The 26,061-nt window shown below is 63.4% G+C and carries 16 protein-coding genes; 2 read left to right on the top strand and 14 right to left on the bottom strand.

Annotated features, from left to right (window positions below):
• Positions 1 to 47 precede the first annotated feature (47 nt).
• Positions 48 to 3,362 (top strand): arabinosyltransferase domain-containing protein, encoded by a 3,315-nt coding sequence (locus tag V2B23_RS08810; protein WP_430949998.1) that lies wholly within the window; start codon positions 48 to 50, stop codon positions 3,360 to 3,362.
• Here V2B23_RS08810 and V2B23_RS08805 read toward each other — a convergent pair.
• Positions 3,359 to 4,285 carry a DMT family transporter gene (locus V2B23_RS08805; RefSeq protein ID WP_430949997.1) on the bottom strand — a complete coding sequence of 309 codons (927 nt, stop codon included), beginning with the start codon at positions 4,283 to 4,285 and terminating at the stop codon, positions 3,359 to 3,361. The two genes, V2B23_RS08810 and V2B23_RS08805, sit on opposite strands and share 4 nt — an antisense overlap.
• Before the next feature lie 73 nt (positions 4,286 to 4,358).
• Between V2B23_RS08805 and V2B23_RS08800 the strand changes: the two genes are divergently transcribed.
• Complete coding sequence (locus V2B23_RS08800; protein WP_430949996.1) at positions 4,359 to 5,291, top strand: LysR family transcriptional regulator; 933 nt, start codon at positions 4,359 to 4,361, stop codon at positions 5,289 to 5,291.
• 63 nt (positions 5,292 to 5,354) lie between these two features.
• Here V2B23_RS08800 and V2B23_RS08795 read toward each other — a convergent pair whose 3' ends face one another.
• From V2B23_RS08795 to glf, 13 genes are all read right to left on the bottom strand, one after another.
• Complete coding sequence (locus V2B23_RS08795) at positions 5,355 to 6,896, bottom strand: acyl-CoA carboxylase subunit beta (protein WP_430949995.1); 1,542 nt, start codon at positions 6,894 to 6,896, stop codon at positions 5,355 to 5,357.
• The gene (gene pks13, locus V2B23_RS08790) at positions 6,893 to 11,902 is read right to left on the bottom strand and encodes a polyketide synthase Pks13 (RefSeq protein ID WP_430949994.1); all 5,010 of its coding nucleotides are present in this window, start codon (positions 11,900 to 11,902) and stop codon (positions 6,893 to 6,895) included. The genes V2B23_RS08795 and pks13 overlap by 4 nt, the downstream gene beginning before the upstream one ends.
• A gap of 37 nt (positions 11,903 to 11,939) precedes the next feature.
• Positions 11,940 to 13,829, bottom strand: coding sequence for a long-chain-fatty-acid--AMP ligase FadD32 (gene fadD32, locus V2B23_RS08785; RefSeq protein WP_430949993.1), 1,890 nt, complete (start codon positions 13,827 to 13,829; stop codon positions 11,940 to 11,942).
• A 164-nt stretch (positions 13,830 to 13,993) separates the two neighbouring features.
• On the bottom strand, positions 13,994 to 14,269 hold the full coding sequence (locus V2B23_RS08780; RefSeq protein ID WP_430949992.1) for a hypothetical protein: 276 nt from the start codon (positions 14,267 to 14,269) through the stop codon (positions 13,994 to 13,996).
• Between the two features lie 157 nt (positions 14,270 to 14,426).
• The gene (locus V2B23_RS08775; protein ID WP_430950212.1) at positions 14,427 to 15,380 is read right to left on the bottom strand and encodes a cutinase family protein; all 954 of its coding nucleotides are present in this window, start codon (positions 15,378 to 15,380) and stop codon (positions 14,427 to 14,429) included.
• A 3-nt stretch (positions 15,381 to 15,383) separates the two neighbouring features.
• The gene (locus tag V2B23_RS08770; protein ID WP_430949991.1) at positions 15,384 to 15,935 is read right to left on the bottom strand and encodes a DUF732 domain-containing protein; all 552 of its coding nucleotides are present in this window, start codon (positions 15,933 to 15,935) and stop codon (positions 15,384 to 15,386) included.
• A 118-nt stretch (positions 15,936 to 16,053) separates the two neighbouring features.
• Positions 16,054 to 17,940, bottom strand: coding sequence for an alpha/beta hydrolase-fold protein (locus V2B23_RS08765; RefSeq protein ID WP_033235160.1), 1,887 nt, complete (start codon positions 17,938 to 17,940; stop codon positions 16,054 to 16,056).
• 348 nt (positions 17,941 to 18,288) lie between these two features.
• Positions 18,289 to 19,299, bottom strand: coding sequence for an alpha/beta hydrolase (locus V2B23_RS08760; protein ID WP_430949990.1), 1,011 nt, complete (start codon positions 19,297 to 19,299; stop codon positions 18,289 to 18,291).
• A gap of 318 nt (positions 19,300 to 19,617) precedes the next feature.
• On the bottom strand, positions 19,618 to 21,534 hold the full coding sequence (gene zomB / locus V2B23_RS08755; protein WP_430949989.1) for a flagellar motor control protein ZomB: 1,917 nt from the start codon (positions 21,532 to 21,534) through the stop codon (positions 19,618 to 19,620).
• Positions 21,512 to 22,417, bottom strand: coding sequence for a decaprenyl-phosphate phosphoribosyltransferase (locus tag V2B23_RS08750; protein ID WP_430949988.1), 906 nt, complete (start codon positions 22,415 to 22,417; stop codon positions 21,512 to 21,514). Before V2B23_RS08750 ends, zomB begins: the two co-directional genes overlap by 23 nt.
• Positions 22,414 to 22,932, bottom strand: a complete 519-nt coding sequence (locus V2B23_RS08745) for a phosphatase PAP2 family protein (protein WP_430949987.1) — start codon at positions 22,930 to 22,932, stop codon at positions 22,414 to 22,416. Before V2B23_RS08745 ends, V2B23_RS08750 begins: the two co-directional genes overlap by 4 nt.
• Positions 22,913 to 24,826 (bottom strand): glycosyltransferase, encoded by a 1,914-nt coding sequence (locus tag V2B23_RS08740; RefSeq protein WP_430949986.1) that lies wholly within the window; start codon positions 24,824 to 24,826, stop codon positions 22,913 to 22,915. Before V2B23_RS08740 ends, V2B23_RS08745 begins: the two co-directional genes overlap by 20 nt.
• Positions 24,823 to 26,037, bottom strand: coding sequence for a UDP-galactopyranose mutase (glf, locus tag V2B23_RS08735; RefSeq protein ID WP_430949985.1), 1,215 nt, complete (start codon positions 26,035 to 26,037; stop codon positions 24,823 to 24,825). The genes V2B23_RS08740 and glf overlap by 4 nt, the downstream gene beginning before the upstream one ends.
• Between the last annotated feature and the right edge of the window lie 24 nt (positions 26,038 to 26,061).

The raw sequence follows: 26,061 nt of genomic DNA, 5'->3' as shown, positions 1-26,061 counted from the left end.
CCGGGCACGGTAGGTCCACGGGTAACACTCGCATAACATCGGTAGCCGTGCCAGACGTCGCTACAGTGCCGCCCTCTACTCCGAGTTCGCCGACTCCGAGTTCGCCGCCATCCCTTCCGGATGCACGGACGCGCTTCCGCCGAACGCGATTGATCGCGATAATCGCGGGCCTCATCGGATTTGTTCTGGCACTCGCCACCCCGCTTCTCCCCGTGGTGCAGACGACGGCAGCCGTCAACTGGCCGCAGAACGGCGTCATCGGCGACGTCGAGGCACCGTTGATGGCTCAGGTCCCCATCGACGTCAACGCGTCGATACCCTGCACCGCGGTCGGCTCGCTTCCCGCGGGCGGCGGCATCCTCATGTCCACGGCCCCCGCCCAGGGCGACGGTGCTGCCCTCAGTTCCATGTTCGTGCGTGTGTCCGAAAGCAATGTCGACGTCCTCGATCGCAACGTCGTCGTGGCGTCGGCTTCGCGTGAGGACGTCGAGTCCAGTCGCTGCAACGCCATCACGTTCAACTCCGATGTCGATCGGACCGCCGCAGAATTCGAGGGACTCACCTACACCGACGGCAACCCCGTTCGTGGACAACTCGACGGCGACTTCCGCCCCCAGGTTGTCGGCGTCTTCAGCGACCTCCCCGACGGCGCAGCACCCGAGGGCCTCGGATTCTCGATGACCATCGATTCCCGGTTCTCGTCCAGCCCGACAACGCTCAAGCTGGTTGCGATGATCGTGGCCGTCTTGTCCACCATCGTGTCGCTGATCGCCCTCGCCAAGCTCGACGGAATCGACGGCCGCACGCACCGACGCTTCCTCCCCGCACGCTGGTGGAAGTTCTCCGTACTCGACGGCGTAGTTGTCGGCACGCTGACGCTCTGGCACTTCATCGGGGCAAACACCTCCGACGACGGCTATCTCCTCACCATGGCCCGCGTTGCTCCCGACGCCGGATACATGGCCAACTACTTCCGCTGGTTCGGCGTCCCCGAAGCCCCGTTCGGTTGGTACTACGACGTGCTCGCGGTGATGGCCAAGATCTCGACGGCCAGCCCGTTCATGCGTCTGCCCGCGTTGATTGCCGGAATCCTGTGTTGGATGGTCATCAGCCGTGAGGTTGTTCCACGTCTCGGACGTGCGGTCCGCCGGAGCAACGTCGCGCTGTGGACCGGCGGTATGGTCTTCCTCGCTTTCTGGCTCGCCTACAACAACGGCCTGCGGCCTGAGCCCATCGTCGCGCTCGGCGCCCTGCTGACGTGGTGCTCCATCGAGCGCGCCATCGCGACCGGCCGACTGTTCCCGGCTGCCATTGCAGTGCTGATCGGTGCCTTCACGCTCGCTGCCGCCCCCACCGGATTGATGTGTATCGCAGCACTTCTCGCCGGTATCCGCCCGCTCATCCGAATCGTCGTGAAACGCCACCGCGAGGTCGGCACACTGCCACTGCTCGCACCGATCGCGGCGGCCGGAACCTTGGTGCTGGTCGTCATCTTCGCAGATCAGACACTGGCCGGTGTTCTCGAGGCCACCCGCGTGCGGACCATCATCGGACCGAATCTCGAGTGGTACAAAGACTTCCTGCGGTACTACTACCTCTTTGTCGACACTGTCGACGGCTCGGTAGCCCGGCGATTCGCCTTCCTGACGATGATCCTGTGCCTCTTCACGACGCTCTTCGTGTTGCTCCGACGCGGTCGCGTTCCCGGCGCTGCGACGGGCCCGTCGTGGCGTTTGGTCGGAGTTGTCTTCGGCACCATCTTCTTCATGATGTTCAACCCCACCAAGTGGACTCACCACTTCGGTGCGTACGCAGGCATCGCCGGTTCGCTCGCGGCCCTGACAGCTGTTGCAGTCTCGGCATCCGCACTGCGATCGCGCCGCAACCGGTCGGTGTTCGTGGCGGGACTGCTCCTGATGCTGGCGTTGACCTTTGCCGGCATCAATGGCTATTGGTACGTCTCGAGTTACGGTGTGCCGTGGTTCGACAAGACCGTCTCCTTGAGCGGACACGAATCCAACACCCTCTTCCTCGCACTCTTCGGGCTCGCTCTGGCCGTCGCGGCCTGGCAGTACCTGCGTGAGGGATTTGCGGCGGCACCGGAAAAGCCGAACTCAGTCAAGGGCAAGCGGATTCGCAAATTCGCCGCAGCACCGCTGACAGTGATCGCCGGCCTCATGGTGCTCTTCGAAGTGCTCTCCCTCCTCAAGGGCGCCGTCTCCCAGTACCCGGCATACTCGTTGGGCCGCAGCAACATCGAAGCCCTCGCCGGAAAGACCTGCGGCATGGCCGAAGACGTGTTGGTCGAGACCGACGTCAACTCCGGCAACCTGGCACCCATCCCGGGCCCCGGATTCAATGCCGAAGACCCCTTGTCCGGCGAAGAGGCGAAGGGCTTCTCCGCTAATGGTGTCCCCACCGACCTGACCGCGGACTACATCGAAGTCAAGCAGGGCATGGGTAACACCGACACCCAAAGCGTCGGCCCCACATTCGAAACCGGTTCGGACTCCGGAACCAGTGGCGGCACCGGCAATGTCGGCGTCAACGGCTCCACCGCCAAACTCCCGTACGGCCTCGACCCGGCCACCACACCCATCATGGGCAGCTACCAGGCCGGAGTACAGGAACCGGCGTCACTGATCTCGAGCTGGTACCAATTACCTTCTCGCAGTGAACAATCTCCGCTGGTTGTGATGTCGGTAGCCGGACGCGTCTGGTCCGTCGACAACACCGGTGCGGTGACCTACGGGCAGTCACTGCTGGTGGAGTACGGCAAGACGCAGCCGGACGGAACGGTGGCACTGCAGGGTTCGTACATGCCCCGCGACATCGGCCCGGCGCCGTCGTGGCGAAACGTTCGTATCCCGATCGACGAACTCGCCGCCGACGCCGACGCCGTCCGCGTGGTCGCGTTCGATCCCAACCTCACCGGCGATCAGTGGATGGCGTTCACGCCGCCGCGGGTGCCGAAGCTCGAGTCACTGAACTCGTACCTCGGCAGCGAGCAGCCGATCCTCCTGGACTGGGCTGTCGGCCTTCAGTTCCCGTGCCAGCGTCCGTTCTCGCACATGAACGGCGTCGCGGAGATGCCTAACTTCCGCATCCTCCCGGACCGGCCGCTGGCGGTCAGTTCCACCGACACGTGGCAGTCCGCGGACAACGGCGGGCCGCTCGGGTTCACCGAGGTTCTGGCCGAGGCCACGGCCGTCCCGACGTATCTGAAGAACGACTGGGCCCGCGACTGGGGATCTCTCGAACGTTACGACCGGTACTTCCCGAATGCCGTTCCCGCAGAAGTAGAGACAGGCACCGCAACCCGCTCGGGCATGTGGATGCCCGGCGAGATGCGGGTGCACTAGGCGATCGCTGCTCGGGTGCGCCCCAGAGAGACGAGTGAAACAGCTCCGACCACAACAACGCACCCGAGCAGCTGCGCAGCACTTGGCCGTTCGCCAAGGAGGACAACGGCCAGCAGAACGGCAAGTACCGGCTGCATGAGCAGTAGCGTCGCGCCAACCTCCGCGGGCAGCCGAGGCAGCGAATAGCCCATCAGCATCCAGCCGAACACCTGGCCTACCAGTGCAAGAGCGGCCAGCCAGACAAATGCTTCCCAGCCTGGCGTGAAATCGATCTGCCCCCACAGTGATCCGATCAGGGAACCGGCAATACCTGCCGAGGTTGTCGACACCAGCACCTGACTCGCCGCACGATCGGCCGCGCCGGTACGGCCGACCACAAAGATGTAGCCGCCGTAGGCGATTCCGGAGATCAGGGACAGCACAGTTCCCCACAGCAAATCCGTCCCCGCCGCTTCGCCGCCGAACACGCCGCCCGCCAGGGCAATTCCGGTGAACATGAACGGCAACGCAAACAGAAAGCGTAGCGAAACGCGATTGCCGAACACCAGCCAGGACAACGCGGGCACCACGATCACCTGCACATTCACGACAACGCTTGCCATCCCGGCACCGATCATGAGAATCGACTGCGACCACAAGGCAAAGTCCAGCCCGAGCAGGATGCCGCCCAATGCCTGCAGCACCAGTGCCCTCTTGCTTGGCATCCCTACCCGCCGATACTCGCGCCACGGCAGCAGGGCCAGCGGCGGCAAGGCCAGGAAGCACCGGAAGAAGACCGCCGTCGACGGCGACACATCTGCCAGTTTGATCAGGATCGAACTGACGGAGATAGCAGCGGCACCACCGATGACCAGTAGTCGAGGATCGAAGCGAGCCTGAGCAATTCGAGTGGGTGTCAGCGTGGGTGAGGTCAAGGTGGTCACCCCATAATGTTCCTGCCGCTAACTATTCAGCACAAGCAAATATTCAGACCGCATATTGCGTAGCATTACTACCGTGTTGAATCTCGAAAGGTTGCGCGCCCTGCATGCCGTCGCAGAAAACGGATCAGTTGCCGGTGCCGCGCGCACTCTGCACGTCACGCCGTCGGGCATCTCACAACAGTTGAACAAACTCGAGCGCGAAGTTGGTGTGGCCTTACTCGTTCCCCAAGGCCGCGGGGTACGGCTCACCGAAGCCGGCCGTGTCCTCGCGCGGCGAACCGCCGAGGTTCTCTCGGTACTCGCTCAAGCCGAGGCCGAAATCGCGTCACTGCACAGCGAAGTGACTGGTCGACTACGCCTGGGCGCACTGGTATCTCCCAGCCGGACTGTACTGCCGAAGGCTGTCGCCGAGATCAAACGTGCGCATCCCCAACTCGAGATCACCTTCACCGAAGGCGAATCCGAGGAACTTCTCCCCGCCCTCATCCGCCGCGACCTCGATGTTGTCGTGGTAGACAGCTGGAGCGCTCTGCCCATCGAACTCCCCGAAGGACTCTCGTTCACCCCGGTGTACGACGACGTCGCGGTTGTAGCAATCCCCGCATCACATCCACTGGCCGACAACAAGGTTGTTGCACTCAGCGAGTTGTCCGACCACGCGTGGGCAAGCTGGACGCGAGGCACGGATTTCCACACCTTCACCGTCAAAGTCTTGCGCGCACAAGGATTCGACCCACGAATCGAATACGAAGTCGCCGAGTTCCCCGCGCAAGTGGAATTTGTCGCCCAGGGTCTTGCCGTGGCGCTGATTCCGCGTCTCGCGAGAGTGATACCGCCGGAGGGTGTTCGGATGCGCGACACACTTCCGCCGCTGCGACGCGACATCTACGTGGCCTGGCGAACCGACAGCGAGCGGCCCGCTGTGCGGGCAGCGGTCGACGCGCTGCGTGAACAGTTCGATGCCCTGGATACGGCACAGGACACGGCACAGGACACGGTTGACTAGGACAATCCAACGACAACGGCCCGGCACTTCCAGAGAAGTACCGGGCCGAAACAACTAAAAAGACTACAGCGGGATCAGGTTGTGCTTGCGCGGGTTCTTGAACACGGTCTTGTCCTGCAACAGCTTGAGCGCCTTGCGGATTTCGAGGCGAGTCTGTGAAGGCTCGATCACAGCGTCGATGTATCCACGCTCCGCCGCAATGTACGGCGTTGCCACAAACTCGTTGTAGAAGTTGATCAGCTGTGCACGCACGGCAGGTGCGTTGTCGCCCGCTTCGGCCAGCTGACGGCGGCCCATGATGTTGACGGCACCCTCCGCTCCCATCACCGCGATGCGAGCCGTCGGCCACGCGAGGTTGATGTCGGCGCCGAGCTGCTTGCTACCCATCACTGCGTAGCCGCCGCCGTACGACTTACGAACCACCACAGTCACCTTCGGCACCGTGGCTTCGAGGTACGCAAAGAGGAAGCGTCCGCCGCGCTTGATGACGCCGACCTTCTCCTGCTCGACGCCGGGCAGGAAGCCCGGTGTGTCGACCACGAACACGAGCGGGATGTCGAACGCGTCGCACAGGCGAACGAAGTGCGCGGCCTTGTCGGAACTGGCAGCGTCGAGTGCACCACTGAGGTACGTGGGCTGGTTCGCGACAACACCGACGGGACGACCGTCGACGCGCGAGAACCCGGTGATGATGTTGTGCGCGACCTGGGCGCCGATCTCGTGGAACGTGCCGTCGTCGAAGATCCGCAGAATGATGTCGTGCATGTCGTAGCCGGCGTTGTCGGCGTCCGGCATGAAGGCATCGAGTTCGAGGTCCGTCTCGGTGACTTCGGGCTCGAGCCCCGGATTGATGAGCGGCGCCTTCTCCTGGCACGAGGACGGCAGGAAGCTCAGGTACTCACGCACCCACTCGAACGCGGCCTTCTCGTCCGGAGCGACGTGATGGATGTTTCCGTACTCAGCCTGCTTGCGCGCTCCACCGAGGTCGTCGAGGCTGACTTCTTCGCCGGTCACCGACTTGATGACGTCGGGGCCGGTGACAAACATGTAGGACTCTTCGGTTGCAACCACGACGTCGGTGTTGATCGGTGCGTACACCGCTCCACCGGCGCACTTGCCGAGAATCACCGAAATCTGCGGGCACAGGCCGGACAGAGGCTCTTGGCGCGCACCCATGTTGGCGTACCACGCCAGCGAGGAGACAGCGTCCTGGATTCGGGCTCCGCCGGAATCGTTGATGCCGATGACCGGGCAGCCGACCTTGAGGGCAAAGTCGTTGACAGCGGCGACCTTCCGGCCGAACATCTCGCCGGCAGCGCCGCCGAACACCGTCTGATCGTGCGCAAAAACAGCGACGGGGCGTCCGTCGACGGTTCCGTGACCGGTCATGACGCCGTCGCCGTACGGATTGCCGTCACCCGTCATCTTCACGAGGGCGCCGATCTCGATGAAACTGCCTGGATCGAGAAGCATGTCGATGCGCTGACGCGGCGTGCTGTGGCCCGCCTCGTCCCGCTTCGCGATAGCCCGAGCAGAGCCGGGTTCCTTTGCCTTCTCCAACTTTTCGCGGAGTTCAGCAAGCTTCTCCGCGGTGGTTGTCGTCACTTCTGAACTCCGGTTTCCGCTGCTTTGGTCTGGGCCGTCTCGATCTGGGCCAGCTTGGTGGTGAGGTCTGCCGCAACCTTCGAGATATACGGCTCGTCCACGATCTGCAGGTGATCCCCGCCGATGTAGACGACCTCGAGGTTCTTCACGTAGCTGCCCCAACCACCGTCTGCCTTACGGGTTTTGAATGCAGGCTCGAGCGTCATCAGTTCGTCGTGGTACTTGTCTGCCATGTAGATCACGACGTCGCCGTCGTAGCTCTGGAACTTCGCGGTCTGGATGGCGCGATTGTCCAGGAACGACGTCCGCTGATGCTCGATGATGCCGCCGGGGATCTTGACGCCACTCATCTTGATCATGTCCATCAGGAACTGCATCTGATCTTCATCGGATTCGATTTCGGCCAGAACATCCACGGGCAGTGGCACATCGAGGTTGTAGGTGCGCTTTGCGAAGGCTCCGTACCGCTCCCACCGCTTCCGTCGCTCCTCCGCAGTGTCCGGAACGTCCTCGCCGGCCATGACGGTGTCGAGCATGCCGACAACACGGACATCGGCCCCCTGCTTGCGCAGGATGGCTGCGACGGCATACGCCAGCACGCCGCCGAGCGACCAACCGCACAAGACGTACGGTCCGTCACCCTGAATTTCACGGAGCAACGGCACGTATTCTTCGGCGCGCTTCTCGATCGGGCCTTCCGTGCGCTCGAACCCGTACATCGGCGTGCCGGCAGGCAGACGCTTGAGCAGTGGTTCGTACGCAACGGTGGATCCACCGGCCGGGTGAAACACGAATACCGGTACGGCAGTGGAACCTTCGGGGCGGCCGCGCAGAATACGCACCACACCGTCGATCTTGCCCTCGTCTTCGAGGTACTGACGCACAACGTCCGCAAGGTCTTCGATCGTGCCGGAACCACGTACGTCGTCGACGGTGACTTCGCCGCCGGCCCGCTCGGACAGCCGAACTGCCAACTTCTGCGCCAGATCGTCGTCGACGGTCGGCAAAGCATTGAAAATGCCCTTGGCCGATTTGCCGGTGACCACTGCCCACGTCGCAAACGTCAGGCGCTCAGCGGCATCTCGCGGCGGGACGTCGGAACCTGCATCGTCCGCTGTGCCAGCACGGGAAGGATCGGCGGCAGGCATCTCCACCGGGAGCTCAACCGAAGCCGGAGGCGAAGCAACCTCGACGTCGCCGGCATCCTCTGCCAACTTCGCGGCAGCCTGCTGATCTGCCATCGCCTGAACCTCTTCGCGGTTCTCGATGGCGTAGCGCAGGTACTTGTTGACCTCGAGCAGGCTTGCATCCTTGACTGCCTGGAGCTGCAGCTGCGGAATGTCGAACTCGTACTCGACGCGGTTCTTGATGCGCATCGCCATGAGCGAATCGAGGCCGAGTTCGATGAGCGGAACCTCAGCCGGCAGATCTTCCGGCGAGTAGCCCATGGATTCGGCGACAACGATCCGCAGGCGGTCGTCGAGGCTCTGCGAACCGTGGGGATCCCACTTGTCGCCGGCATCTTCGACTACCTCGGCAAGAGCTTCCATAGCGCCCGTCGGACGCGCCGGCGCGGCTACGACAAGCTCGGGCAAAGCCTCACCCGACGTGACAACCGCGTCGAACAGCAACCGGAAGGAACCGTTCTCGCGGGCATGCACCTGTACCGACGCTCCGCCCGGGTGCGGGTTGAGCGTGGTGGTGACCGTCGTGGCGCCTGAAAGCTCGCCGTGTGGCACGGCAGCGGTGAGCGTCACGTCCGAAAGAACCTGAGCTGCGGCGGCAGTCACCAAACCGGCCAGGTCGGAGACGACCGATGCGTCGGCCTCCCACACGTGGCGGCCGTCGGGCAGGGCAACGTGCGAACCGGGAACGCGTCCGGAGCCGCCCGCGTTGACCCGAATGTCGAGCCAGTACGGCTTACGCACAAAAGCAGTGCGCGGGAGAACTGCGAATTCACCTGCCGGAAGCAGAGATTCAAGATTCACAGCGTGGCCGTGAACGTACAGCTGAGCCAAAGCCGACAGAACGCCGACGGACTCGTCTTCCTTGCGCTTGAGCGTCTGGATGAGCGCCATGTCGTGCAGGCCGGCATCGAATGCCGTTGCGGCGACGGACATCAGGGTCACCGGATTGGGAGCAAGCTCCACAAACGTGGTGTGGCCGTTGGCAACTGCCAAACGCACAGCGTTGGTGAAGTACACACTGTGGCGCAGCCCCTTGACCCAGTACGCCTCCTGGTGGATCGGCTCGTGGCCGGCCTTGTAGAAGGTGTCCTGATCGACGGACGAGTAGACGCCCACCTTCAACGTCGACGCTTCGATTCCGGCCAACTCGGCAGCCAGTTCACCGAGCAGCGGATCTACCTGCGACGTATGGCTTGCACCCTTGGTCTGCAGAACGCGAGCCATCTTGCCGTCGGCCTCGGCGGCGGCGACGATTGCCTCGATATCGGGCTGCGGTCCACCGATCACCGTGTGCGTCGGCGCCGCGTAGACGCAGACCTCGAGCTTGGGATACGTGGGCAGCAGCGCTTCGATCTCGGTCGCGCTGTATTCGAGCAGTGCCATCAGGCGGATGTCGTCACCGACCAGAGCGCCCTCGGCTTCTCCCATCAGACGCGAGCGCGAACAGATAACGCGGACAGCATCTTCCAGGTTCAGGCCACCGGACACGTAGGCCGCCGCAGCCTCACCCATCGAGTGCGGAACAACAGCGGCGGCGTCGGCGCCGTGATGACGCAGCAATGCTGCCAGGCCGACCTGAATGGTGAAGATCGCAACCTGAGCGGTTTCGACGTTGTACTCGAACGAATCGTCGAGGAACATCTCGGCCACCGAATACCCGGCCTCGTCCTGGATCAGCACGTCGACTTCGTCGACGGCTGCCTTGAACGCCGAATTTTCCAGATACAGCTGCTTGGCCATCTTGCGGTGCTGCGAACCGAAGCCCGAGAACACCCACACCGCACCCTTGGGCGACGGCGCGTCGGCGGAGAACACGCCGGCAGCGGGCTTTCCGGCAGCAACAGCGCGTAGGGCGGTGATGGCTTCGGAACGAGTCTTGACCACAACGGCGGCCCGCGAGCGACCGTGGTTACGACGCGAGAGTGTGCGCGCGACATCTACCAGCGGCGTCGTGCTGCCCTCTTCGGTTTCGAGCCAGTCCGCCAGATCAGCAGCCGCGCGGCGACGACGCGACGGCAATGCGCCGGACACAGCGAGCACAACCGTCTGATCTTCGACGAGCCCCATCGACTCGGCTGCGTCGGCAAGAACACCAGCGGCTTCGGTCTCGACATCCAGAGTCTCGACATCCAAATCGGCATCGGAGTCCGAAACAGCATCAATGACAGCCGGCACGTACTCCGTCACCACGACGTGCGCGTTGGTTCCACCGAAACCGAAGCCGGACACACCGGCAACGGCCTTGCCGGTGTAGCGCGGCCAGTCGGTGGCCTCGGGCGTCACCTGCAGGTGCGCCTTCTCGAAATCGATGTGCGGGTTCGGGCCCAGGTAGTTGAGCGTCGCGGGAATCTTGTTTTCCTGCATAGCCAGGACAACCTTGATCAGGCCGGCAGCACCGGCTGCGGCCTCGAGGTGCCCGAAGTTGGTCTTTGCGCTGCCGAGCAGTGCCGGCTTGTTGTCGTCACGTCCACGCCCGACAACGCGGCTGAGCGCGTCGGCCTCGATGGGATCACCGAGATCGGTGCCCGTGCCGTGAGCTTCGATGTAGTCGACGGTGCTCGGCAGAATGCCGGCGTCGCGGTACGCAAAACGCAACACGTCGGCCTGAGCGTCCGGGTTGGGCGCGAGCAGTCCGTTGGAGCGGCCGTCCTGATTGACCGCGGAACCGGCGATGACCGCGAGGATGGAATCGCTGTCGCGCTCGGCATCTTCGAGACGCTTGAGCACAACAAGTCCGCCACCCTCGCTGCGAACGATTCCCTGTGCCTGAGCCGAGAAGGCGCGCAGTTTTCCGTCGGGAGCGAGCATGCCGATCTGATCGAACCCGAGGGTTCCCGGAGGGGCCAGCAGCATGTTGATGCCGCCGGCAAGCGCGATGTTGGAATCGCCGCTGCGCAGCGAGCGCACAGCCTCGTGCACTGCCACCAGCGAGGACGAGCACGCGGTGTCCAGCGCGATGGACGGCCCGCGGAAATCGAAGAAGTACGAGACACGGTTCGCGACGACGGCCGTCGACGTTCCCGTCAGTGCGTACGGATGCGCGTTCGTGGGGTCGCTGACCGCGAGCAGCTGGTAGTCGTTGGCGGAACTGCCGATGAAGACACCGACCTGCTTGCCTTTGAGATCGCTCGCAGGAATGTGCGCATGCTCGAGCGCTTCCCAGGTCAGTTCCAGAGCCAGTCGCTGTTGCGGATCGACGTTGACGACCTCGAGCGGGGACATCGCGAAGAACTCCGCGTCGAATCCCTTGACGTCGTCGAGGTAGCCGCCCTTGGTGTTGGCGTTCTCGATCGCGGCCTTGAGAGCGGGATCGGACTTGAACTCGACCCAGCGATCCTCAGGCAGGTCGCTGATGCCGTCGCGGCCCGCGGCCAGCATCTCCCACATCTCCGACGGAGTATGTCCGGCACCCGGGAAACGGGTCGACAAGCCGACGATGGCGATGTCGTGGGCATCCGTGCCGGCGCCTGACGCGTAGTACGACGCGTCGACGCTCTCCTCCGGCACCTCGGGCTCACCCTCGATGATCCGAGTGGCCAGCGACGCGATGGTCGGGTGCTGATACGCAACGGTGGCAGTCAGTGTGATTCCGAGCAGATCCTCGATGTCGCCGCTCAGTGCAACCGCATCACGTGATGCGAGCCCGAACTCCTCCATCGGCCGATCGTCCGTGATCGTCGTGGCCGGCTGACCGGTCGCGTCGGCGATCCAGTTGCGTAACCACTCACGGAGCTGCGCGACACTCATGTCGACACCGCTCGCGTCACCAGTAGCGCTCACGTCTACGGAACTGTCCTGCGCACCATCTTGTTCAACCATCAACTCACCAAGCTACCGATCATGAAGGGGATGTTCCTCAAACGCTATCGGGGAATGCCGTCTGCTGATAGCCACCACGCAGCGTCCCCTCGATGTAGCTTGCCTTGCACGCGCGGCGAGCGATCTTGCCACTGGACGTACGGGGAATGGAACCGGCCGGAACCAGCAGGATGTCGCGTGCGGTCACACCGTGACGAGTCGAAATCGCGGCGCGGACCGTATCCGCGATCGGCTGCGGGTCGGCTTTACCGGCACCGGGCGCACGCTCGGCGACGATGACCAGCTGCTCCGAGGAATCGTCGTCGTCGAACGTCAGACCCGAGTGGGAATTCGAGAAGACGACGGCAGGCAACTGGTTCGCCGGAACGGCAAACGCCGCGATGAAGCCCGGACGCAATGCGGGGCTCGCGTCCTGAGCGGAAGACTCGAGATCCTGCGGGTAGTGATTGCGACCGTCGACGATCACCAGGTCCTTGACGCGACCGGTGATGTACAGCTCGCCGTCGACGTAGACGCCGTAGTCGCCGGTACGCATCCAGTGCGCGTCCAGCGGCAGATCGTCGGTGTGGCTGCCTTCCGGCAGGCGGCTGGTCAGCGTGTTGTGGAACGTCTCGGCGGTCTCTTCCGGGCGGCCCCAGTAACCGACGCCGATGTTCTCGCCGTGCAACCAGATCTCGCCGACGTGATTGTCGGGAACCTCGGTCTGCGTTTCGGGGTCGACGATGGCGGCCCACTGGCTGCGTGAGACGTATCCACAGGACACCTGCGCGATTGCGTTGTCGGCGTACTGATCGACGATGACCATGCGGCCGCTGTTGAGCTCGTTGCGGTCGACGTAGATGACCTTGGCTTCGTCGGAATGCTTGGTCGACGACACGAACAGCGTCGCCTCCGCCATGCCGTACGACGGCTTGATCGCCGTCTTGGGGAGACCGTAAGGCGCAAACGCCTCGTTGAATTTGCGCATCGACGCCGTCGTGACCGGCTCACTGCCGTTGATCAGGCCGATGACGTTGCTCAGGTCGAGGTGCTCGCCGTCCTTGGGCAGACCGCGGGCAGCAGCATGCTCGAAAGCGAAGTTGGGGGCGGCCGCAAAAGTGCCTGCGCCGTCCGAGGCCGCTGCGAGTTCCTTGATCCAGCGGTTGGGCCGCTGAACGAAGGCTCGCGGACTCATGATGGTGATGTACTTGCCACCGAACGCAGGCAGGATGACCGTCAGCAGACCCATGTCGTGGAACAGGGGCAGCCAGGTGACGCCGCGTGAATCTTCGGTGAGCTCGATGGAGTCGACCATCTGCAGTGCATTGGTACCGACAGCGCGGTGGGTGATCTCCACGCCGGCCGGAACTCGCGTCGAACCCGACGTGTACTGCAGGTAGGCGATGTCGTCGAAGCCGATATCCGGGCGAACCCAGGTTTCGCCGACGGTGTCGGGAATGGCGTCGACGGCGATGATGCGCGGACGCTCGGCGGCGGGCAGTGACCGGAACAACGCACGGACACCGGCAGCCGACGATCCGGCAGTCAGAATTGCCGACGGCTTGCAGTCCCCGAGAACAGCGTGCAGGCGATCGGAGTGGCCGGGCTCGTCCGGATCGAAAAGCGGAACGGCGATGGAACCGGCCTGGATGGCCGCGAAGAACGAAATGACGTAGTCGAGGCCCTGAGGTGCCAGGATCGCCACGCGGTCGCCAGGCTTGGTGACCTGCTGGAGGCGGGCGGCAACAGCGCGCAGACGTACACCGAACTGGTGCCACGTCAGCTCCTGCGCTTCACCGTCGCGCTCACGCGAGTAATCGATGTAGCGGTACGCGAGCTCGTCCGCGTTCACACGCGAGTGTTGCTCGACGTAGTCGACCAGAGTGAAGCCCTCTTTCAGGCGAATCCGGCCCTTCTCGTCGAGAAAACCATCGAACAGCGCGTTCATTCCATCTCCTCCGAAGCGATCACACAAGCATTTTTGGTCATGCTTGCGCCCCAGACTTCCTTCGCTCTCTCGGGTATATCGTCAATCAATCGAATCGCACTACGTGCGCAACTCACCTGAATCACTTCATCGATCCCAAACCATCGATATGTTACAGATCGGCATCATCCGCATCGCCGCGCGTGCTCGGCCTCAGGGATCGTGGCGAGCGAAGAACCGATCGTGGCGATCGTGTCCAGCGGCGTCGACACAGCCGATTCGCACTCCTCGAAAGTGCCGACTGCCAGGCACGCAGAGCCTGGCGGCTCCGGGGCGCCGCGCGTGCGCTCCACCGCTGCACCCCGCGGGACGCCGTGACCTGGAGTTGTGATCATCCCCACCCTGCAGCGCACTGCGAGCCGGGGCGCGCTACGCGCACCAAGGCTGTGGGTGGAACCCATGGATCACTCCTTCGTAGTCAACTGACTGGAACATCCGAACTTACTCGCCAGTCACGTTCGTGACAGCACTTTAGAGGACCAGGCGAGCAGTGGTCGCACTTTGCCACGACCAATCCAGCAGACTACTCGCCGACGCACCCCAGCCAGACAAAAAGGATCAACTGTGCGGCGGCGTCGGCGCACCGTTGATCATGTCCGCTGCCCACTGTGCCATCCATTGGGTCGCCGTCGTGCCCTCCGAATCAACTTGGAAGGAGTTGTACATGGCATGCACAGGATTGTTGTAGTACTCCGCCAAACGAGGCAGCGACGTCATAAGGTTTCCCGGATTCATCGCCCCTGCCGGCGCGTCACAGATTCCGTCACTGGGCGCACAGATCTGATAGGTGCGGTCGTTCAGTTTGCCGAACCCACCCTCACGGGGACCCGTCATCGTCAGACCTGGCAACTTCAAACCGTTCAGCGACAGCTCGGCACCAACGCCGGCAACGCTCGGGCCAACAGTAATTCCGTACGCGGGATCACGACGCCCGTCCGCAATCAAGCCGACACCGAGCACAAGATCTGCCGGCACTGCGCCCGTACCGTTGCCGATACTCGCGGCTACGTCACCGGCGATGACCGCGCCCTGCGAAAAGCCGGTGAGTACGTAACTCGTCAGTGGGCACTCGGCGTGGCGCTGCACCAGAAAGTCGTTGGTGGCAGCAGTTCCCGCAGCCCGGCTGTTGTTGTACGACTGCTGCCCGTCCGGCGGAAACGCCACCGGATTCGAGAACTGCGCAACATACGGAACCGTGTAGACGTCCGCACGTGAAGGGTCGAATTGGCTCTGCAGCGGCCCCGTGACGTTGAGCATCAACGAAGCCGGATTTGCCGCCGGAGCATACGGATCGTCGGCAGCGCTGGACTCCCACGTTCCAGGGATGGCAACTACCTGGACATCGGGACAACTAGCCGGCTGCGACGCCGGTTTCTCCGGTCCGGGCGGCAACGGCTCGGGTGTCGGCACCCGCCCGGCAAGGATGTACCAACCGCCGATCACCACGGCAGCGACCACCAGAATGATCAGCAGCGGGACCAGGCAACCCCGACGCTTTCCGCCTCGCGCCATCATCTATTTGCAGAATGTGGCGTTGGCGACATCGATATAGATCTGCGCGTTGGCGTTGGCCTGCTCGGACGTGATCGCAGTGCCATCCGTCGCTGCGGAACCCACGACGGCCGTCACCAACGCAAGAATCTCCTCGTCCGAGGTTCCCTGAACGTTGGCCGCGCAGATGTAGTTGGCCGTGTTGATCGCGATGCTGCCGTCACCCTCGGGAGTAACTCCCTTGGCCTTCAAACCGTCGAGGAAAGCCTGCGCTTGCGGGTTGACCTCGACCTCTGTCGGACCGGGGAACCCCTCGATGCTCTGGGGCTGCTCCGGCGGAGCTGTGGCAGCCGCACCAGGACTGGTGGGCGCTGCGGACGCCGTTGTGGTCGCGCTCGCGGAAGCCGAACTGCTCGCAGCCGACGACGATGCCGCGGCAGACGTCGTGGGCGGGGTCGAGGTGACCGTCGAGTCGTCACTTCCACAAGCGACGAGCATCCCACCGGTGATCAGTGTCAGAGAGCCCACTGCGATCGCGCGCGCAAAAGTATTTCGGTTACCCGAGAAAAGCGACATCAATGTCCGTCCTTGCCTTCAGTCGAAAGTCCATCATCAGGTTACGCAACGCACAGCGGGCAGGCACCGATCCGTGATCGGGCCCGCCCGCCGTGCGTTGTGTGTCGTACGTTGCGTCCTACGGGTGAATCTCGGTCTTGCCGTCGATCACCGTGATCCAGCCGAACTGGAAGTTCTGCTGAGTTCCACCGGGGATGTCGAACTTGTCACTGAGCGGGTATCCGAGCTTGCCGCCTTCGTAACCGACGCTCTTCCAGCCGTCGAAGATCGGGCCGTTGGCTACGGACCAGGCACCCGTTGCGGGGCTCCAGTAGATGTTGCCGCCGTCGAATTCCGTGAAGCGACCGTTGTCCTTGATCGCCACTTCGTTGGACTTCGGGAACCCGAGCCATCCGTTTTCCCAACCGAGTTCGCCGTACTTGCCCATGATCATGCCGAGCACGGCGTACGTGCCGTTTGCACTGTTGTACATGGCGCCGATTTCGAAGCCCTGCACGGCGCCGGCCTTGCCGGGGGTCGCGATCTCCGCTGCGGTGGGGTACTTGAGCGGGCCACCCTCGTAGCCCTGTGCTGCCCATTCGCTGAGGATCGCTCCGCGGACGGCGTGTGCGCCGGTCCACCAGGTCCAGTAGATGGAGCCGTTCTGGAAGTGGTTGAACCGTCCCTGACCGTCGGGGGTTCCGAGTTCAGGCGTGGTCGGGAAGCCGAGCGGGCCGGCAGCTGCGCCGGTGTTCATGTACTCGCCGGCGATACGGCCTGCGATGGGGTTCGCGCCGGTGCCGGAGGTCCAGTAGATGCGACCGTTGCGGAAGTCCTGAGCCAGGCCACCCGCGACGCTGTACTCGGCGGTGACGCAGTCACCGATCCAGCTGTTTGCCGCTGCGGTTGCCGCGATGGCACCCGAAGCGCCACACGCCGGCTTCTCCACGTCGGTGCCGAGCGCGTTGGCGAGCTGCGGCCACAGCTGATGAAGCTCGAACTGCCAGTACGGCCACGAGTGCGTGCCGGACGGGCGGTAATTGATCTGCGCGGGAATGCCGAGCGAGTTGAGCTTGGTCGCAAACGTCTGCGAGGTCAGGCGCGCAAGAATCTCGAGGCCCATGCCGGCGTAGTTGGTGCTGACGCCAGGGATTCCCGACGGCTGATCGTACGGTCCGGTGGTGCCGCTACCGCTCGAGACGTACAGGCTGACGCCCTTGAGTTTGTCGGCCTGGGTGTACGGATCGTGGGCTGCCCACTGCGGGTTCGACGGCGGGCCCCACATCGCTGCGGAGTTGAACTTGCCTGCGTCGTTCATCGCGAACTGGATCGCCTGCGGCATTCCGAGCGACGTCGTGGTGAGGATGCCGGAGAGAGACGCTGCGAACTTGAAGAATCCGGGGTTGCGCGCGGCGAGAGACATCGCGGCCGTGCCACCCATGGAGAGACCGACCACGCCGCGGGTCTGCGTTGTGCGCCAATCGTTCTCGAGGATGGACGGAAGTTCCTTGGTGAGGAACGTTTCCCACTGGTAGAACACACCGTTGTCGGCTTCGAGCCAGTCGGAGTAGAAGCTGGACTGTCCGCCGACGGGGAGAATTACGTTGACGTTCTTGTCCGCGTAGAACGACTCTGCATCGGTTTCGGCGGTCCAGCCGTTTTCGATGTCCGTGGCGCGAAGGCCGTCGAGCATCCAGACGGACGGGAAGGTGGCCGACGGGTTCACGTTCCAGTCGCGGGCCAGAAGGATCTGAACCTGAATGGGGATTCCCATCGACGGGGAGTTGATCCACAGTGCGACGCGGCGCTCGCTGAGCCATTCGACCTTGCCGACAGTGGCGCCGCCCTGGTTCTGCGTTGCGGCGGGTGCGGTGAGAGCCGGACTCGGCGCAGCGGCAGCGGTGCCTGCCGTGGTCAAACCTGCTGCGATCGGCAGAACCAGCAGAGCTGCCAGCGCTCCGACGACCTTGGTTCTATAGGTCCCGAAGGACCGACTGCGGTCCCGCTTGGCAAGGCCTACTCGCATGAGTTCACTCTCTTTCCCTTACTTCCGGTCCGCGTGTCTTACTACCCGGTGTCTCACGTACTCGGTGTTTCACGTACTCGGTATCTCACGTGTTCAGTGCCTACGCGGCGAGGCATCTCTGCCTCGCACACCACCTCGGCGACCAGAGCCCTGTCGAAACTCTTTCTACACGGAAACGACTCCGACTAGGGGTTGCCGCGCTGTTACTGGTGGTGCAATTGTTACTGAAGTTCCTGTTTACGGCATCCCCAAAGCAGAAGTGCCGTTCCGGTCTTCCTCTCGGAAGTCCGGAACGGCACTCGTCTGTCTAGGTCATGCGGTGATGCAGGTTCTTGCGGTGAAGCATGGTCACCAGGCGTTCATCGTGTCGAGGATCTGGCCGCGGGCCTTGAACAGTTCCTCGGACCAGTACGCCCACGAGTGGGTGCCGTTGGACGGGAAGCTGTACGTGGCCGGAATGCCGAGCGTGTTCATCCGGATCTGGAATGCACGGGTGTTCGCCAGCGCAAGTGCTTCGAGGCCCATGGCGTTTGCCGTGTTGTAGTAGCCGACCAAGCCCTTGGGGTGGTCGTACTTACCGGTCAAACCGCTTGCTGCGGAGATGTACATCGACAGGCCCTGGAGGCGAGGTGCGAAGACGAACGGGTCGTTGCGCAGCCATGCCGGGCTCCACGGGGGTCCCCACATGGAGTCGACGTTGAAGCGGCCGGCATCGAGCATTGCGACGCGGATTGCTTCACGCATACCGGGAGCCGAGATGTTCAGGTAACCCGACAGCGAGCCGGCGAACTTGAACTGGTCGCGGTGGTACGCAGCGAGTGTCAGTGCGGCACTGCCGCCCATCGACAGGCCGAGGACAGCGTTGTTGTTGCGCGAGACGCCGTAGTTCTCGAGGAAGTTGGGCAGCTCTTCCGTGAGGAAGGTCTCCCACTTGTAGGTCATCTGCTGACCGTTGAAGTTCGAGGGTGCGTACCAGTCGGTGTAGAAGCTGGACTGTCCGCCGACCGGCATCACGAGGGTGATGTTGTCGTTGCGGTACTGCTCGAGAGCGTTGGTCTCGAAGGACCACGCATTGGCGTCGTCACGAGCGCGGAGGCCGTCGAGCAAGTAAAGGGCAGCGTTTCCGCCGCGAGCGGCCCACTGGACCTGAACCTTGATGTTGCCCATCGTGGAGGGCACCCACAGCTCTTCGAATCCGCCCCACGGCGCGGTCTGAACCGGCGCAGCGTGCGCGGGAGCAGCGGTAGCAACTGCGCTACCGGCGACGCCTGCGGCAAGGGGAAGCACGAGTGCTGCCGCACCGATGGCAAGTGCTCGGTGCTTGAGGCGCTGTGTCAGCCTCGTCGGGGCAAATCGCATGGATACTGCTCTCTCTCTTCGTCTGCGGTAGCTACCCCCGACAAGGGGAAGTACCGACGGATTCCGTCGGGGAACAGGTATGTGCGCCAGCCTGGACAAACCAGACTGGCAGCGGACCTCGTTCCAAGTCACACTGCGCTCGGTGGACCCTATGTCACAGGTTTGGTTGTGACAAATGGATCTCAACCACCGGGCGCTTCTCCCCTGGTGCTCACGGGAGCATTTCGGGTAGGTGAATCGTCTTCGGATACATCGGCGCCGATCACGGGAGCGTTACGGGATCGCAACATGTTTTCTCCCACGGCATAGTGATCTGCATCACTTTTGGGTTTCAAGTGGCACAAGACCACATCGCTGTAGTTCGTATGCCGGCACTCGATCGAATCGATATTTTGCCAAGTCGAATGCCTGACGGAAGTTCTGCTTGAATCGCGCCCACGTCAATTCACTGCGGTAGGAGGTCAGCAACTCCTGCGTTTCCGGACAGGTCAGCGCCAGCTTCGCGTCAGCTACCCACTCCTCGTCGAGGAAGAACGGCAGCCACGGGTGCACGTCGACCATCCCGGTGTCCGCAACTACCCAGTCCGGATACAGGTTCTTGTCGTGACCGATACGGCCGTCTTCCAGCCTCTCCGTATGCGCGGCGAGCGGGTACGCCAATCCCATCTGATCGAGCACCCGAACGTCGAGGCCGACGTTCATGCTCGTCATACCGAGGTTCAGGAAGAAAACGACGTGCTCGCCCGATTCGTCGATCGGCCCTGGCGGCGGAACGACGAACCACGCGTTGTAGCTGGGAGACGGAATGAGTAGTCCACCGTCCGGGGTGTCCGCGATGGTCTCGACCATCGCTCGCATCCAGGGGTAGTCGAGGTAGTCCTCGGCTCGGATCGGATGCTCGTGGCCGGTGTTGAGAGCGTAGAACGCACGCTCGTCGACGATGCCCGAGCGTCCGACGATCGACCCTTCGGGCATGCCGGTCGTATTGGCGGCGACGGCTGCCCACACGATGGTCCCCAACCACAGCACTGCGGAGACGCCGAAGATCGCGGTATCACGGTTCCGGCCGAATGCCGCGCGCGCCGGAACCCGAAGCGGAATGACCGCCACCGGGATCAGAAGGCAGAACAGCACCGGGAGCAGGACGCGGCCGTGCATGAAGTCGCCACCGACTCGAACCGAGTACACACCCAGAATCAGGCCGCTACCGAGAATGAACGTGACAACGGCGCGTGGGGTGCGCAACCACGCCTGCAAACGAATCCATCGTGAACCTGAAACGGTCTGGGGCGCGGACGTGCGCTCGTTCCTGCCGATCGCTAGGAGTACCAGCGCCCCGACCAGGAGGAACAGCAAAGGCAACCACAGCAAGTACGGTCCGACGAGATTCCACAGGTAGGCAAATCCTTGCGACCACTTTGCACCGCCGGCGTCCTTCGAGACCGCGGTGTTGGGGTACGGCAGCCCGTAGTAACCCATGCGCCAGATCTGGTACGCCACCGGAACGAGTCCGGCGACAACAACGATCATCGCGCGGACCTTCCACGTCAGCCCCGCGGACACGACGATCATCATCAGCGCGAGAGCACCAGGGATCGCCATCTCCGGGCGCACGAGGGGCCCGAGTCCGGCAACAAAAGAAAGAATCAGAATCGAAACCGTCGACGGCACTGACGCCTGGGCCCACCGAACCATCAGCAACCACAGCAGCGCGATCCAGAAGATCACCAGGCACGTCTCGAGGCCGGACGTCGCAAAATCTCGGGCGGGCGGAACAGCAATGTAGACAAGGACACCGGCAGGAACGAGGAAAACCGTCCCGCCGACGCCTGGTCGCAGATCGCGGTACAGGCGGGCCGTTCCGAGCATCGACAAGACCACAGCTGCGGTCGTGAGCACCAAAGCGATTGCGAGGACGACATATTCGAGTCGGATCTGCGTCAGCCAACCGAAGGCGTAGACGATGTACGTCCACGCGGTACTCGTATTCGCCTCGACGCGTTCACCGGCGTTGAAGACGGGACCGTTGCCGGCCAGCAGATTTCGCACCGTGCGCAGGACGATCAGTCCGTCGTCGGCGATCCATCGACGCTCCCACGCTCCCCAGAACGTGAGGACGGCAGCAAGCACCACCCCGCCGAGGAAAACTGCTCGGTTAGGGGTGGTGCTCGGTGCCGCGGTGTCGGCGACCTGGTCGGCTGCAGTGGCCGGCTCAGACGATGTAGACAGCGACACCCACTACTCCGATCCACGCCACTGCGAGGAATTGCAGAACCCGGTCACCGAGCGCGATTTCCTCGGGCTCGCCGGCTTCGCCGCCGTCGACGTCCACGGCGTACCGCAGCACTGCGACGGTGAAGGGGACCATCGAAATGGCGTACCAGTTGGTGCCCTTGATGTCGTCCTGCTGGAAGGCCCACAGTCCGTAGCAGAGCACGAGTGCCGTCGCGGCCATCGTCCACACGAACCGCAGGTAGGTCATCGTGTAGCTCTCGAGCGACTTGCGGATCTTGGCGCCGGTACGTTCGGCCAGCTTCAGTTCGGCGTACCGCTTTCCGGCAGCCATGAAGAGCGAACCGAATGCCATCATCAGCAGGAACCACTGCGACAGCTCGATCTCGGCTGCCACGCCACCGGCTATGGCGCGCAACAGGAATCCGGACGACACGATGCAGATGTCGATGACGGCCTGATGCTTCAAACCGAAGCAGTACGCAAGCTGGATGACGATGTACACGGACATCACCACGGCAAGTTGCCAGTTGGCGATGAACGAGAGAGCGATCGAACCGGTCAGCAGCACCACGGCCATGCCGTACGCGATGTTGACGGGCAGAACTCCGGCCGCGATGGGGCGGAAGCGCTTGGTGGGATGCGCTCGGTCTGCCTCGACGTCCATCGCGTCGTTGACGAGGTAGATGCCGGACGCCGCCATGCAGAACACGACAAATGCCAGCGCGACGGGCAAGAGCACGTCGACTTCGGTGGCTGTGCCGGCCGCGATGGGCGCGGCGAGCACAAGAACGTTCTTGACCCACTGGCGTGGGCGGAGCGCCTTGACGATGCCGGCGGGCAGGGACTTAGGGGGTCCGCTGACCGTGGCCGCTTCCTCGCTCATTTCTCTCCATATTTCTGTTCGGCCTTATGCACCAGCGCCGCGGATGCGGCGCCCAGTGCCGCACCGGCAAGCACGTCGGTCGGGTAATGAACTCCCAGAACCAGGCGCGAAAGCATCATCGGGGGCACCAGCAACGCCGGTAAGGGTAGCCCGGTGAGTCGACCGATCAGGAATGCCGCCGCCGTCGTCGACGTGGCGTGCGAGGACGGGAAGCTCAGCTTGCTCGGCGTCGAGACGTTGACCTGCAACGACGGGTCGGACGGGCGTTTGCGCCGCACGACACGCTTGATCACGACCGACGCGGCGTGCGCGCCGAAGGCACCAACAGCAGCGCCCGCCCATTCGCGTCGACGCGGCTTGTCGACGGCAGCGCCGACGGCAGCGATCGCGATCCAGCCGAGGGAGTGCTCACCGAAGTGCGACATTCCGCGGGCAACGGCGACGGCTCCCGGCACCTGCCCGACGGTCGACTGAATCGCGGCCAGAATCTGTACTTCAGGAGATGCCGAAGACACGTTCCCACCTTTCCGTGCTGGTCAGTGAAGGAACGGCATCCTGGTACTGCTTCTTCAGTTCGGGGAACCGGGTGGCGAGCTCGCGGCGCAACCGGGTGGCTTCCTTGAGCAGTTCGAGTGCCTGCTTGGGGTTGCGCTTGCGGTAGACGACTCCGCGGCCGTCGGCGGTGGTGACGGTGACGCCGTCCACCTGCGAGAGCAGGAACCAGCGGGCGTCGATGGTCGGCACGTTGAGCTGCGGACGCTCGAGGTGTTCGGCCTTGGCCGGCTTCACGTTGTGAACGGCGGCCCGAAGTACGCGGGTCACTTTCGCGACGGTGGTGAGCGGCAAGCTCACGTCTCCGACGTCGGCACCCGACGGCAGTGGCAGTTCCGTCGACGACGGCAGCACGACGGCGTCGGAGAATTCCTTGCGCTGGGCGTGTACCTCGCCGAGCGCTGTCGGCAGCATGTTCGCGACGTGCTCGGGGCCGGCGAGGAAGTCGGCGATGGCCTTGTTCTGGATTGCGACGGTGGAGTACTCGAGGCACAGCAGGTGCTTGAGCGTTGCCTTGACCGTGTTGACCACGAGTCCGCGGCCGTTGCCCGGCATGTGCAATGCGGCCACCACGAGACGGTTGCGGAGGTGGAAGTACGCCTGCCAGTCGATGGCGTCGTCCTTGTCGCTCCACGCCATGTGCCAGATCGCGGCACCCGGAAGTGTGACGGTCGGGTAGCCGGCTTTCTTTGCGCGCAAACCGTATTCGCAGTCGTCCCACTTGATGAAGAGCGGCAGCGGTTGCTTGATCTCTTCGGCGACCTGGCGCGGGATCATGCACATCCACCAGCCGTTGAAGTCGACGTCGATGCGGCGGTGCAGGAGCTTCGATTCGCGCAGCGGCTTCTTCGAGAAGTCGTGGTCGTATTCGACGTTCGGCGCTGCGGTCCACATGAAGATGCCGCGGTTGACCACTTCACCCATCACATGGAGGTGGCTGCGTTCCTGCAGGTTGAGCATCTGGCCGCCCACCAGCATCGGCGATTTCGCGAACCGCGAGAAGGACAGGGCGCGCAGGATCGAGTCGGGTTCGATCTCGATGTCGTCGTCCATGAACAGAATGTGCTGGCACGACGTGTTCTTGAGTGCCTCGTACATGATTCGGCTGTATCCGCCGGAGCCGCCGAGGTTGCCCTGATCGTGGATGGTAAGCCGATCACCAAGCGCTGCAGCAGCTTCGGTGAATCCGGGCTCGTCACGCACCTTGCGGGTGCCCTGATCCGGCATGATGACTGCCTTGATCACGTCGGACACCAGCGGATCGGATGCCAGCGCGGCAAGTGCCTTCACGGCGTCCGTCGGGCGGTTGAACGTCGGAATGCCCACGGCGACAGTCGCTTCGCCGGGAGCCTCGACGGGGGCGTACCAGCCGCCACTCTCGACAACGACAGCCGAGTCGGTGGTGATGTCGAACCAGATCCAGCCGCCGTCTTCGAACGGAGCAAGCTCGACGTCGAATTCCAGAGCTGCGTCACCGTCGGCAAATTCTTTGCCCTCCACGTGAATTCGCGAGGAATCCGCCTTGGAACGGTAGATGTCGACGCGGCCGTGGCCGGACAGTTCGAGACGCAGGACCACCGATTTCAGGATGGACCACCGTCGCCAGTAGCTGGCGGGGAAAGCGTTGAAGTAGGTGGCAAACGAGACCTCGGTCTCGGCGCCGAGTGCTACCGACGTGCGCGACGTAGAGTGCGCCCGCCGGCTGTTCGACCAGGACTCTTCCAAGTAGAGCGTGCGCACGTCGAGTGGTTCACCGGCGCGCGGCAGGATGATCCGCTGGAGCAGCGACTTACCGAGGTAGCTCACCTCGTCCCCCGCGTCGGCGTTCTCACCCTCGAGTAGATGACGTGCGTTCATTCGCTCTCCCCTGCCAATTCCGCACCCGATTCCAGATGCGGACGCAGGGTGTTCTCGAACATCGTCAGCGCACTGGCGATAGCCATGTGCATGTCCAGGTACTGGTAGGTGCCCAGGCGGCCACCGAACAGCACCTTGTTGTCAGCGGTTTCCGCCTTGGCGCGTGAGCGGTACGCGGCGAGCTTGTCGCGATCCTCCGGCGTGTTGATCGGGTAGTACGGCTCGTCGGTCGACTCGGCGAAGCGAGAGAACTCGCGCATGATGACGGTCTTGTCGGCCGGGTACTCGCGTTCCGGGTGGAAGTGACGGAACTCGTGGATGCGGGTGAACGGGACGTCCGCGTCGTTGTAGTTCATGACCGGGGTGCCCTGGAAGTCGCCGACTGGCAGAACTTCGGTCTCGAAGTCGAGGGTCCGCCAGCCCAGCTCACCTTCGGAGTAGTCGAAGTAGCGGTCGAGCGGGCCGGTGTAGATGACGGGTGCGTCGGGGTTGGCGCTGCGCAGCTCGTCCCGGACGTCGAAGTAATCGGTGTTCAGACGGACCTCGATCTTGGGGTCCGTGACCATGTTCTCGAGCCACGCGGTGTAGCCGCCGACGGGCAGGCCCTCGTACGTGTCGTTGAAGTAGCGGTTGTCGAAGTTGTAGCGGACCGGCAAGCGGCTGATGTTGGCCGCGGGCAGCTCCGTCGGATCGGTCTGCCACTGCTTGGCGGTGTAGTCACGCACAAAAGCTTCGTACAGAGGGCGGCCGATCAGCGAGATCGCCTTTTCCTCGAGGTTGGAGGCGTCCTTCGCATCGATCTCGCTGGACTGTTCCGCAATGAGCGCGCGTGCCTCTTCAGGCGTGAAGTACCGGCCGAAGAACTGCGAGACGAGGCCCAACCCCATGGGGAACTGGTAGGCCTGGCCCTTGTGCAGCGCAAACACGCGGTGCTGGTAGTTCGTGAACTCCGTGAACTGGGTGACGTAGTCCCACACCTTCTTGTTGGAGGTGTGGAACAGATGCGCTCCGTACTTGTGGATCTCGATGCCTGTCTCCGGCTCGGGCTCGGAGTAGGCATTGCCACCCAGGTGGTGACGGCGATCCAGAACCAGCACTCGCTTACCCAACTGGGTGGCGGCGCGCTCGGCGATGGTCAGCCCGAAGAATCCCGAACCGACGACGATGAGGTCGTACTGAGCAAGGGCGGTCTCTGAATTTGCAGCGGTCACGATGAACCAGGGTATCGGACCTGA

Origin of the sequence: Rhodococcus sp. 24CO (assembly GCF_050586165.1) — a bacterium.
Classification (GTDB): domain Bacteria; phylum Actinomycetota; class Actinomycetes; order Mycobacteriales; family Mycobacteriaceae; genus Rhodococcus_F.
This window is presented reverse-complemented; position numbering and strand designations above follow the sequence as displayed.

Excerpts from the sequence above, each read along its gene's own strand:
- pks13 (WP_430949994.1), bottom strand. The coding sequence starts at position 11,902 with ATGGTTGAACAAGATGGTGCGCAGGACAGTTCCGTAGACGTGAGCGCT.
- fadD32 (WP_430949993.1), bottom strand. The coding sequence starts at position 13,829 with ATGAACGCGCTGTTCGATGGTTTTCTCGACGAGAAGGGCCGGATTCGC.
- V2B23_RS08780 (WP_430949992.1), bottom strand. The coding sequence starts at position 14,269 with ATGGGTTCCACCCACAGCCTTGGTGCGCGTAGCGCGCCCCGGCTCGCA.
- V2B23_RS08775 (WP_430950212.1), bottom strand. The coding sequence starts at position 15,380 with ATGGCGCGAGGCGGAAAGCGTCGGGGTTGCCTGGTCCCGCTGCTGATC.
- V2B23_RS08770 (WP_430949991.1), bottom strand. The coding sequence starts at position 15,935 with ATGTCGCTTTTCTCGGGTAACCGAAATACTTTTGCGCGCGCGATCGCA.
- V2B23_RS08765 (WP_033235160.1), bottom strand. The coding sequence starts at position 17,940 with ATGCGAGTAGGCCTTGCCAAGCGGGACCGCAGTCGGTCCTTCGGGACC.
- V2B23_RS08760 (WP_430949990.1), bottom strand. The coding sequence starts at position 19,299 with ATGCGATTTGCCCCGACGAGGCTGACACAGCGCCTCAAGCACCGAGCA.
- V2B23_RS08750 (WP_430949988.1), bottom strand. The coding sequence starts at position 22,417 with ATGAGCGAGGAAGCGGCCACGGTCAGCGGACCCCCTAAGTCCCTGCCC.
- V2B23_RS08740 (WP_430949986.1), bottom strand. The coding sequence starts at position 24,826 with ATGAACGCACGTCATCTACTCGAGGGTGAGAACGCCGACGCGGGGGAC.